The organism is Wolbachia endosymbiont of Pentalonia nigronervosa, from assembly GCF_014534705.1.
Classification (GTDB): domain Bacteria; phylum Pseudomonadota; class Alphaproteobacteria; order Rickettsiales; family Anaplasmataceae; genus Wolbachia.
In genome coordinates this window covers 1-12,112 of record NZ_JACVWV010000010.1, presented here as the reverse complement: position 1 = coordinate 12,112, position 12,112 = coordinate 1, and the positions used below count along the sequence as shown (strand labels likewise).

The 12,112-nt window shown below is 34.2% G+C and carries 10 protein-coding genes; 4 read left to right on the top strand and 6 right to left on the bottom strand.

What is annotated here, in order from left to right; all coding sequences use genetic code 11:
- The first annotated feature begins 23 nt into the window (after positions 1 to 23).
- Both rsmH and ftsL read left to right on the top strand, forming a co-directional pair.
- On the top strand, positions 24 to 902 hold the full coding sequence (gene rsmH / locus IC220_RS02040; RefSeq protein ID WP_188152934.1) for a 16S rRNA (cytosine(1402)-N(4))-methyltransferase RsmH: 879 nt from the start codon (positions 24 to 26) through the stop codon (positions 900 to 902).
- Complete coding sequence (ftsL, locus tag IC220_RS08225) at positions 899 to 1,174, top strand: cell division protein FtsL (RefSeq protein WP_188152933.1); 276 nt, start codon at positions 899 to 901, stop codon at positions 1,172 to 1,174. Before rsmH ends, ftsL begins: the two co-directional genes overlap by 4 nt.
- Here the strand turns inward: ftsL and lpdA are convergent, their stop codons facing one another.
- From lpdA to IC220_RS02005, 6 genes are all read right to left on the bottom strand, one after another.
- Positions 1,175 to 2,548, bottom strand: a complete 1,374-nt coding sequence (lpdA, locus tag IC220_RS02030) for a dihydrolipoyl dehydrogenase (RefSeq protein WP_188152932.1) — start codon at positions 2,546 to 2,548, stop codon at positions 1,175 to 1,177.
- A gap of 73 nt (positions 2,549 to 2,621) precedes the next feature.
- Positions 2,622 to 3,374: an ABC transporter ATP-binding protein gene (locus IC220_RS02025; protein ID WP_188152931.1), complete on the bottom strand. Its 753-nt coding sequence runs from the start codon at positions 3,372 to 3,374 to the stop codon at positions 2,622 to 2,624.
- Positions 3,375 to 3,499: 125 nt separating this feature from the next.
- Positions 3,500 to 4,474 carry an ankyrin repeat domain-containing protein gene (locus IC220_RS02020; RefSeq protein ID WP_188152930.1) on the bottom strand — a complete coding sequence of 325 codons (975 nt, stop codon included), beginning with the start codon at positions 4,472 to 4,474 and terminating at the stop codon, positions 3,500 to 3,502.
- A gap of 269 nt (positions 4,475 to 4,743) precedes the next feature.
- A complete protein-coding gene (locus tag IC220_RS02015; protein ID WP_188152929.1) occupies positions 4,744 to 7,941 on the bottom strand; it encodes a glycoside hydrolase/phage tail family protein in 3,198 nt (1,065 codons plus the stop codon).
- Between the two features lie 193 nt (positions 7,942 to 8,134).
- Positions 8,135 to 8,590: a hypothetical protein gene (locus tag IC220_RS02010; protein ID WP_188152928.1), complete on the bottom strand. Its 456-nt coding sequence runs from the start codon at positions 8,588 to 8,590 to the stop codon at positions 8,135 to 8,137.
- A gap of 349 nt (positions 8,591 to 8,939) precedes the next feature.
- Positions 8,940 to 9,683 (bottom strand): YebC/PmpR family DNA-binding transcriptional regulator, encoded by a 744-nt coding sequence (locus tag IC220_RS02005; protein ID WP_188152927.1) that lies wholly within the window; start codon positions 9,681 to 9,683, stop codon positions 8,940 to 8,942.
- Between the two features lie 108 nt (positions 9,684 to 9,791).
- Here IC220_RS02005 and mtaB point away from each other — a divergent pair, with 108 nt between their 5' ends.
- Both mtaB and IC220_RS01995 read left to right on the top strand, forming a co-directional pair.
- A complete protein-coding gene (gene mtaB, locus IC220_RS02000; protein ID WP_188152926.1) occupies positions 9,792 to 11,021 on the top strand; it encodes a tRNA (N(6)-L-threonylcarbamoyladenosine(37)-C(2))-methylthiotransferase MtaB in 1,230 nt (409 codons plus the stop codon).
- A 56-nt stretch (positions 11,022 to 11,077) separates the two neighbouring features.
- Complete coding sequence (locus IC220_RS01995; RefSeq protein ID WP_369408748.1) at positions 11,078 to 11,908, top strand: outer membrane protein; 831 nt, start codon at positions 11,078 to 11,080, stop codon at positions 11,906 to 11,908.
- Positions 11,909 to 12,112 lie beyond the last annotated feature (204 nt).

Sequence of the window (12,112 nt, the reverse complement as noted above, 5' to 3'; positions counted from 1 at the left end):
TATATTAGAGAAGTTAAATAGCAATGCACACGCCAGTTTTATTAAAAGAAATGTTATCGTTACTGTCACCACAAGACGGTGGTATATATATAGATGCAACATTTGGCGCTGGAGGATACAGTAAAGCGATATTAGATTCTGCCGATTGTAAGGTATATGCAATTGATAGAGATGCGATGGTTACTAAATTCTTCCAAGATCTCAATACCGAATATCCAAATAAAATAAAGTTATTTATTGACAAATTTAGTGATATAAAAAATCTACTCAATACTAAAGGTATAGATGGAGTAGTATTTGATATAGGAGTTTCATCTATGCAACTTGATAGTGAAGAACGAGGCTTCTCATTTATGCATAATGGACCACTTAATATGAGCATGGATAACTCTTCTCATATAAACGCTTCAACATTTGTTAATGCTTTACGAGAAGAAGAAATTGCCAATACCATATATAATTATGGTGGAGAACGTCATTCTCGCAGAGTTGCAAAGGCGATAGTAAATGCACGAAAGAAAAAACTCATCAAAACCACATTTGAGCTTGCAGAGATCGTCCGTTCTGTGGTGCCGCGCGGAAAAAGTAAAATTGATTCCGCAACTAGAACCTTCCAAGCAATAAGGATCTGGGTAAATGATGAGCTAGGTGAGTTGGAGAAGGGTATTAAGGCTGCATCTGAATTGTTAAATGAAAACGGTAAATTGATAGTTGTCTCTTTTCATTCTTTGGAAGACCGCATAGTAAAAAACTTTTTTAAAGATTTATGTGAACCAAGGCTTGTGAATGATAAGAAGTTTTCCCTGATAAATAAAAAAGTAATTAAAACAAGTGCAGACGAAGTAAATAAAAACCCGCGATCACGTTCAGCGAAGTTGAGAGCTGTACAAAGGTTAATATGAAAGTATTTTGTATTATATCTATAGTCATGTTTTTTCTTAGTGTTATGGGGTTATTCAAAGTAAAACTGCATGTTCAACAATTAGATAGGGAACTAATGAGAATAAAAAATGAGATTAATTTAGCACAAAGCGATCTCAAGGTTCTCCAGGCAGAGTGGAGCTATTTAAACAACCCAAAGAGACTTACATACCTTGCAACAAAATATTTGAGAAATAATTCTTTGATAGTAGTAAGTCAAATTAAACGCTTTACAGGATTTAAAGCAAATTAGTTAACTATTTAGCGACTCATTATCCGCAACTAGAACTGACTCATGTATCATTTCTGAAATGGTTGGATGAGGAAAAATTGTAGATCTTATATCAAGATCTGTACCTTCCAGATGTTTTACAAGAGCAAAATTGCTAATCAACTCCGTCACTTCTGCTCCTATCATATGAGCACCCACAAGCTCTCCGGTTTTTTTATCTATAATTGTTTTCACTAATCCCTCAGTTTCACTTAACGCTATGGATTTACCATTGAAGTGAGAATAAAACTTTCCTATTTTTACATCATAACCATGATTTTTTGCCTGCTCTTCAGTCAGGCCAATACTTGCTATTTGTGGATGTGAATAAGTACAATTTGGTATGCATTCCTTTTGTAATATATGAACATTCTTACCAGCTATTTTTTCTACACACATAACAGCTTCATGGCTTGCCTTGTGTGCCAAGCATGGAGGCCCAGCTACATCACCAATTGCATACACATTCGCTTCATCAGTTTCACACCAATCGTTAATTTCAATAAAGCCAGAGGAGTTTAATTTAATTTTTGTATTTTCTAAACCTATATTTTCAGTATTTGGTTGTATACCAACTGCAATAATAACTCTATCAAACTCCAGGCTTTTATTGCTACTAAACTGGACTTGCACAGAATCTTGCTTCTTAGTTAATGTTTTTATACTGCTGCTTGTATGTATTTTTATTCCCTGCTTAGTGAATATTTCTTTTGCTAAATTTGCAATTTCCCTGTCTTCTAGTGGTAAAATAGTATCTTTTATTTCTACAACTGTTACCTCAACACCCAAAGTGCTATAAAAACTTGCAAATTCTATGCCAATTGCACCAGAACCTATAATTAAAAGCGATTTTGGTAACTTATCTGGCAACATAGCGTGTTGTGCATTCCATATTAAATGTCCATCTGCTTCAATTCCTGGCAGATTTCGCGCTCTGACACCTGTGGCTAAAATAATATGCTTAGCAGAGATTTCCTGATCATCAACTTTGATAATATTACCACCTGCAAGCTTACCGAAACCTCTGTGAACTGCTATGTTATTTTTCTTCATCAAGTATTCCACGCCACTTGATAGCTTATCAACAACATTCCTTGAATATTTTATTATCGATTTTATGTCAAATTTTACGTCCTTCACTGTTATGCCAAACTCTTCTGATTTTTTAATTAGCCGATAAACTTCAGATGCTCTAAGCAGTGATTTTGTTGGGATACAACCCCAATTTAAGCATATACCACCTAGTTTTTTTTCTTTTTCAACAATTGCAGTTTTAAATCCAAGCTGCGCTGCTCTAATTGCTGCAATATAACCACCAGGCCCGCTACCAATTACTACGACATCATATTTATCCATTTCATATTTAGACAATAATATTATATATATATCAGAAGAAAGCCACGCTATCAATTAGATCTATGTGTAAGGTCTATTTTCTTGAAATGAATGCACTGTCAAACATGTAAACTGCAGAGGAAATTTCAGTGAAAAATCTTGCTAACATATCATCTTTAGATATATCACTTGAAGTTCCTGATTGGATAACTTTACCATTTCTTATCACGTAAATAAAATCTGCAACTTCCAATGCTTCTTGTGGATCATGAGTTACCATTAATACAGGAATGTTTTTCTTTTTAAAAAGTGACAGTATATATTGTCTTATTTGACGTTTCAGCAGTATATCTAGATTTGAGAATGGTTCATCAAGCAATACAATATCGGGATTTTGCGCTATTACTCTTGCTATTGCAACTAACTGTTGTTGCCCTCCAGATAAAACGCGAGGATATGCATTTTCATATTTTTCTATATTTAACAGCTTTAAAATCTCTAAAGCAGTATTGTATTTTTCTTTTTTAGTAAATTTTTTAATAGCAAAAATCACGTTCTCTATTACTGTTTTATGAGGAAATAATGCAGAATGTTGAAAAATTAATCCGATATTTCTCTCTTCTATAGCAACAGATGCTTTATTACTTGCAACTAATCTATCATTAATTACGATAGATCCAGATCCAGGATTTTCTATTCCTGCGATTAACTTCAGAATAGTTGACTTCCCACAACCAGAATGCCCAAGCAAACACACAACAGCTCCCTTTTTCACCTGTATGTTTATGTTGCTTAAAGCAAAGTCATCATAATTGTTGTAAGAATAACAAATATTGTTAATTAGCATTAATCCTTCAATTTAAACTGTGTTACTAAATATCATAACACTATACTGGGAAAATTTAGAAATGTTTTTTTATATCATGCCACAGCAATTTACTCAATTTTTGCTTTATAGGATGTCTCTGTTTGTCAGATTGAGTGTAAACTATTACGTCTTCCGTCAATTTGTATTTCATGTACTCTAGTATCAGCACTGCGTTCAAATGATTTATATGCAAGAACACCAAGTGTTAATACAGCAAATGTTAATGTTACAAATACTACCCCAAAAGCAATATCCCCTTTTGCAATACTCCGCACTGCCATCAAAGCAGTTGCTACAGTTGCACTAACTACCATTAGTTTAAAAAGTTGTCTTTTTTCTGCTTTCTCCAAGAGATGTCTTATACCATTCTCACAAGTCAAATTTCTTGGAATTTTACCATTTCCATCTTGCAACAAAGGATCCGCATATTTTTCTAATAGAGCCTTTACTACGTCTATATGACCATTTTGCACGGCCCCATGTAAAGGAGTTGCTCTATATTCATTATCTACAGCATCAACCCTTGCACCTTTTTCTAACAGAATCTTTACTATATCTACCTTACCACCTTCAGCAGCCCAATGTAAGGGAGTTGCTCCATCTTTATCTTGAGCATTAATATTTATACCTTTTTTTTCTAATAGAATCCTCACTGCATTTGTTTTACCACTGCCGGCAGCCCAATGTAAGGGAGTTGAGTCATCTTTATCTTTAGCATTAATATTTGCATTTCTTGCTGTTGATAGAACCTCTATTAAATCTGTATGCTCATTTCCAGCAGCCCAATGTAAAGAAAGTGCTTTATATTCATCTTTAGCATTAAGATTTATTTTTTCTAGCAGAATATGTAATATGTCTCCTGAGCCACAGTAAGCAGCAATGTGCAATAATGTGCACTTATTGTGAATATCTCCATTTTGAAATGGAAACGAGTAATTGACACTAAATCCGCTTTTCTTCCACCCTTCATATATATCTTGAGTTAATTTTTCTTTTATTCTATCAATTATACTTTGATAGCTTAAATTTTGAGCGGTACTTATGTCATTTAATATTTCTTGCCATTGTTCATAAAGCATAATCCCCCCTAAAATTAGTATTATATACTAAGGTAGTAATGTTTTTATTAAAGAAAATAACACCATTTCTATCTAGGTCCTGTAGATTCAAGCTATAGACTGGAAATTCAATAGATTTTTATAAAGTTTAATTCCTTATAGAAATTAATTTTAATAAAAAAAATAGTTGCAAATTTTTTATTTATAATATATAATATATTCATATTATGCATAACACCTCCACTTTAATGGCTTTTAGTATTAAAGCGGAGGCTTCTTGTATCTGACCACTAAAGTGTAAAGGTTTTTGCTTCTGTATTTTCCAATGAATCACCGTAAGTTACTGCCTTAAGGAAAAATTTCTTTCCTGGCGTTACTGCAAAAGACACAATTGAGTCATCAAGCAAGGTGAACTTTTCTCCCGCAACATGAGTATATTCTTCAGTGCCTTGCTGACCTCTTACAAGACCATTTAATTTATATTTATTTTTGCCTATCAATTCAACGCTCTTAAATTGTATCACTTCTCTTCCTATCAACGCCATTGCAGCATTGGGTAACTTACCAGAGTATAATACCACCACAAGTGCTTCTTTGGTAATTTCAACTACATGCCCACAAGTAGGTTCCTTATTTACACTTGCAATAGGCCTATAGTTTTCACCATCATCAGAAATAAAAAGTACTGCACCTTTCCAACCTTCCTCTTCACCAGTTAAACTAAAACTTGCACTATCGCCCTTAAGATGTGGTAAATATATGATTTCTATGTTAGTTTTGCCAATATGATAAGGAGAAGATTCCTTAACTATCAGAGACTTTGTGGCAGGAAAAGATAGCTTATATATAGTATGGTCATACCCTACCCCACTCACTTGGATGGACATACTTTCAAATTTTGTTTTCGTAATCCTTATCACATGTTTTTTCTCACCATACAAAATCGTCACTATATTACCAGGTGAAAGCCAGGCATACTTTATCGGTAATTTAAAATTATATATGTTTCTCTCTTGCCAGGATGAGTACAGCAAAATTTCAGCGATGTTTTGTGCTTGTCCTTCTTCCATAATTATCGGTATTTCAACTGCTGCTGCAGCACCTTTGCTTGGCAGTTCAGCATATTTTACATCAACCGAATAACTGAGATCGCGATTAAAATAAATAACGTTTACTTTACTGTTTAAATCTAGCTGACTAATATTTATGCACTGCATTTGCTTTAAGTTATGGTTGAAGACAACATCATCAACTGATATCTCAGCAGCAACTCCCCTACCCTTTTGCACAAATTTTAGTTTAAAGTCCTGTTGCACAACATCAAAAAAATAACAACTCTGCAGCATTTTTATAATTGAATGCACCGATTGTTGATCATTTATTACATATCCAGACAACAATCCTCTAATATCACTTACATCAAACTCATCTTTTTTTAATCCTATTTTTTGTAGTAAGTCCGATAAAACATCAGAAATATTAAGCAGTGAAATCTTTCCTTGAATCCAATGACCAGTTTGCCAGTTACGGCAATCAGCCCACATTTCACGTAAATTAGGGAAATAAGGAAACGGCCTTGCATCCCAGGTCCAGAGAAACATTTTTTCTACCATTTCTGAACTTTGCCATTTCTTTAGCGTTCCTTCGATGGCAATCTTTTGCGAGAGAAAATTCACTTCTTTATTGGAATAGCGCGGATATTGGCTCTCTTTACTGCTGTTATCAACAAATACATTTGGTTGATTAGTGCAGCCATTGACACTAGGAAAGCCATATTCAGTAAACCAAATTTTTTTCATTTTCGGTTGCCACTTACTTTTACTGCCATCCGGATTAATATGAGCTTCATTCCACCACTTTTCTATATTTTTCCATGCATATTTACTATCATCATATCTCATTTTTGCCGGTTCATTTTGTGAGTAGTCATAAAAATAATCATACCCTTCACCACTATTCCAACCATCGATTACATCTTGTGCAGAATAACCAAAATTTGGCTCAGGCCCATCAGTCAGTGGAAAATAAGCATCTAAACCAACAACATCTATATACTTTGATGACCATAACTCATCCATATAATACCACCCATCATATGAATGATATTCACTCCAATCTGCAGCATAAGTTACTGTTACTTCTCTTCCTAGATGGAGCTTCACTTGTTCTGCAAGTTTCACTAGCTCTAAAATTGCCGGATAGCGTCCTTCTTCGTCTTTTAGCTTAGTAAGTCCAACAAATTCAGAACCTATAATAAACCCTTCTACTTGCGTTTGTTTCGCTATATTAGAATAATGTTCTATGAACTTATTATATTGATTACTGAAGAAACCCTTCACACTATCCAGCGGCCCTGTTAATCTACCCCTCCATTCTTTGTTCTCGGTATCAAGTAGAAGCATAGGATACAGCATTACTTTATAACCTCTACGATGCAATTCTTGTATATATCTAATCAACGCTGCATCACTGACCGTGCCACCATACCTTGGATTTCCATCACCATCTTTTGCAATCAACTGCGCATCGCTTCTGCTGATATCCCCAACTCGCCAATCATCGGGTATCACTCGAGAATCACACAAAAATTCAACTGCAGGATATACTTTGCAGTCTTTGATGTTTAAATTATCTGCAAACCAATTCACCACTACTGATACCCACTCAACATTTGGTAGGTCTTCCTTTAGTTGGTTCAAAGAAAGCATAGCATCACTTTCTTTAGAATAATTGTTGTGATTTATCCTTTTTGCCGGTCCATAAGTAACATACTGACTACTGCTGATTTTTTCTTGTGCGATTTTTTTCTGCACTTTTGTATCATAAACATACTCTCCTGAACCTGGTATCATATTGATATTCCTAATGTTATCTGCTACTGAAAATTCCTCGGATTTTAGTACGGATTGCACTTCAAACGTAAATGTTGGAATACTATTATTATAGTCTGATAGAGGAAAATCTTTTATTACTATATAAGCTACTCCCCTATAAGCAGAAGTGCTACTTTCAATAGATAAAATAAACGGATCAGGATTTTGCTCTTCTGTACCATTATAAAAGGTGTAATCTATTTCATCAAAATTCAGTGATTTCGTATTTGCCCATATTCTATTTAGCTTTTTTACTTTACCTTTGCAGATGGCAATTGCTAAAGTAGCGTGATAATTATATGCAACATTTGTGTTATTATTTTTGCTATCAGTAATGACAGCTTCTTCTTTGATCGGTTGTGCCCAGATAATATTTCCTGCAACGCGAGCAGTACCATAAACAATCGGTATTACCCTACCATAAGTTGAAGTTTGCACTTGCAAATTTTGCAGTCTTGCTCCGTGCATTACTTTTTTCTCAGCATCATGATCAAACATTGCGCTATCTAGCTGCGAGCCAAGAAGAGCGCCGAGTTCAGAACCAATGACCTGACCAATTGGCCCAAAAACGCTGCCAAATTGACCAAAAATCGATGATAAAACTATTGTAGACATAATACCCCCAATTTCTTAGATTTAAAGTAAAAGTTGAAATAAATTTGAATTGAAATTCCGTAGGTTACAGGGAATAGTTAAAGTTTTTAATTAAGTAGTAATTGTGTTATAATTCTATTATAAACAATTCAAGATATTGCGGAAGTAAAAACTGGGGGACCAAATAAGAGAATTTTTAAAAAATACCCTCTTTCTATTTTGCATATTGTCTACTCCTCTGCGCAGCTTCTACTGTAGCTTCTGTAGCTAATGATTCTGTGGGACCATATTTAATCTTATGCATATCTTTATTATATTCATCAATATCTTCCTTGCTATTTAAAGTACCAATTCTACCCAAGTCATCTACAAGGTGTTCGAGCATAATATCATTTATTTTATCTGGCATAGATCTAAATGGATGACCACAACTTATAGTTAAATTTGAAGTATCAACTATAATGTCACCACGTGTTGTGTTAAAGTCATAGCAAGCTTCCATAAAGTTATACCTTTCATCATAAATATATGATGAGTCAAGAACATATGATCTATTGATGTGTATATCATGCTCATAATCCAATAAAGCCTTTAGTATGCTTTCAACATTACTCGTTTCACTACTATGTCTAGCACCAACCATAATTACTTCTTTATCACCGCTTGGCATATAAGATAAAATATCCTTAACAAATTGTATATCGCTCGCATGACCAGATATATGAGCTAATGCTGTTTTTTTAGTATCTTTATCTTGAATAATTAATGCAACACAACTCTGTACATTATGAGTGCCAATTTTCCCTCCAGTTATAAAAGCAACTCCTCCCTGTTCTACTCTATATACCTCCTTGTTCAGTTGACTTTTTTTAGTAAAAATAACTCCATTTTCTCCAATGATTTTTTTTGCTGGAATTTTTGAAAAACCCGTTTATGGTAAGGAATTTTTAATAAAGGTAAGAAGGAATTTCAAATTCAGTTTTTTCCTAAATTTGAAATAATAAAATTGTTATCAAATATTATTCCGCTACTTCGTTGTAAGTAAAATTGCCTTCAACGTACTGCACATCATCGTTATCTTCTAGCGCTTCAACCAAAGAATATACTTTATCAGCTAATTCTTTGTCACTAATTTGCATGAGATCTTTTGCTTGCCACGAAAGACGCGCAAGTTCCGGCTCGCCAAATTTTGCATAAAAAGCATCACGTATTTTACCGAAATCTTTCACTTCGCAAGTTATAATATACAATTCTTTTGAGCTACCCTCTTCAACGTTTAATACCTCTAACTCAACTCCATAATTAAACAAGTCATCGAAGCTTACTCCTGCCATTGAATAGACAATTAAACCGACATGATTATAGAGATAGCTCACACTTCCTGTTTCTCCTAAATTTCCGCCATTACGAGAGAAAATATAACGCACCTCAGAGGCGGTACGATTGCGATTATTTGTCAGAGCATGCACAATCAATGTCGTGCCTGAAGGTCCATAACCTTCATACTGTACTTCATCATAATTCTCTCCAGCAACATTACCAGTTGCATTTTTTATCGCTGTTTCTATTTTATCTTTCGGTAAATTTTCCTTGCGTGCAGCAAATATCGCAGACCGAAGACGCGGATTTAATTCAGGATCAGGTAACCCTGCTTTTGCAGCAACTGTGATCTCTTTAATGAGCTTCGTAAACTTTTGAGAGCGCTTAGCATCTTGAGCACCCTTACGATGTTTTATATTTGAAAATTGCGAATGACCAGCCATAGCTTTAATAATAGCTAAAATAACAAAAAATTAAAGTGAAATTTAAAGTTAAATTTAATGTAGCTTTAAAATATCTGATATAATAAATTAAACTATGAAATCTATATAATGAATGAAGTAATAACTTTTGGTTGTCGTCTTAATTTTTATGAAAGCGAATTAATCAAAGAAGCACTAAAAAAAGCAGAGAGAAAAAATGTTATTGTAGTGCATAGCTGTGCAGTGACAAATGAAGCAGAGCGTCAAGTCAAACAAAAAATACGTAAAATTCATAGAACCGACCCACATAAAGAAATCATTGTAGTTGGCTGTGCTGTCCAATTAGATCCTGAATCTTATGCCAGCATTCCTGGCGTCAGTAAAGTGTTGGGTAATCAAGAAAAATTGCAGGTTGAAAATTATTCGCTGCAGGGTAGCGATAAAATCAATGATCACAGCAATAAGTTAGAACACACCTTTCTTAATAATTTTCAAGATAAATCAAGAGCATTTATTGAAATTCAAAGTGGTTGCAATCATAGTTGCACATTTTGTTCAATCACTCAGGCAAGAGGAGATAATCGTTCTGTTGCAATAAACAATATTGTAGAGCAAGTAAGAATTTTTGTGGCAAATGGCTATCAAGAAGTAGTATTCACTGGAGTTGATATCACTGATTTTGGCACCGATTTGTTTGGCAAGCCGTCCCTTGGCTTCATGATTAAAAGAGCTTTGCAGGATGTACCTGAATTAAAGAGGCTGAGGCTTTCCTCTATCGATGTTGCTGAAGTTGACAACGAATTGCTGGATTTAATTACCAATGAGCCAAGATTAATGCCTCATTTACATTTAAGTTTGCAGTCTGGAAATAACTTGATACTAAAAAGGATGAAGCGTCGCCACAGCAGAGAACAAGCGATTGAGTTTTGTTGCAGAGTAAAAAACTTAAGGCCTAACATAACATTTGGTGCCGATATTATTGCTGGATTCCCGACAGAAACTGACGAGATGTTTCAAGATACAGTTAATCTGTTAAAAGAAATCAATATAGTTTATTTACATGCTTTTCCATACTCAGAGCGTAAAAATACACCAGCTGCAAAAATGCCACAGGTACCAGAGAATGTGCGTAAAGAGAGAGTAAAACACCTAAGAAAAATTAACAAGGAAATGATGAATGATTTTCTTCAATCGTTAGTAGGTACTAGACAAAGTATTTTAGTTGAGCACAATCAGATCGGTAGGGCAGAAAATTTTGCACTGGTAAAATTGAAATCGCAGCCAACAGTAAAAAGTATCGTACAAGCTGATATTGTAGAAGTAGACAATGACTATTTAATTGGCAATGTTTTTTCTTAATTTTTAATGAATTTATGTTAGCATTATATCATGAACTTTAAATTATTGGTTTATTTGTGACAATTAGACGATCTATTTCTTTATTTTTTACTATAATTTCATTCACCTGTTTTTTTCTTATCTACAGTGCAGATGCTCACACACCTTTTGAACAACCTATCTATGATGAGAGAAGCAGTACAAATCAGCACCTTTGGAGGGAACCCGAGCTGCAAAAAAAATCTACTGATGTTAATCTACAACTACAAGATAATAAAGTATACGGCTTTTACACTAGCATTGGTGGTGGTAGAGTGCTTTATGACAATTCAAAAGTATTTGTAGAAGGCATAAAAGCAATAGGAGAAAGGGTAAAAGATTTAGTTAAAGAAGATGGTTATTTGTCAGCGTTTATAAAAAGAATAATAGCTAAGGAAGTTGACGACATCAATCAATTTAAAGGTACTATTGATTTTCAATGGCTTGGTAGCTCATCTTTAGGTTACTATGTTAAAGAAAACGGTCGAGTTGATTTTGAAATTATGTACTCTCAAATCAATATTAAGAATAGTAGTGATACTCCTGTATTTGATAAATCCGCAAGTATATTGGCACTTTTGTTAAATTTGCATTACAACCCTACCATAAAAAACACAAAATTTGCTCCATATGTAGGTCTTGGTATAGGACCAACAATTTTTAGATTAAAAAAGTTTAGTAACTCATCACAAAACCCGATACCATTAAATGTCCCTTGGTTTGCGTATCAAGCAAAACTTGGCGTTGACTATTCTATTATTCCAGAAATGGACCTTTTTCTTGGCTACCGTTATTTTAGCATCCCTATACCTGTAGCAGATGATATAACCACTCATAGTATTGAGGTTGGGTTGCGATTTAATTTTTAATAGATCTTAGAAGATGTCTTGAAAAGAAAAGAAGAAGAGAGTACACTAAAGTAAGTAAAAACAGAGAGGGAACAATGTATCCAAGTGACATAAGTGACAAAGAATGGGAAATACTAGAGCCATACGTTGCACAAGGGGCAATAGGAAGGCCAAGAAAACACGATATTAGAGCATGCAATAAGATATATAATGAAAGGAGGTTGT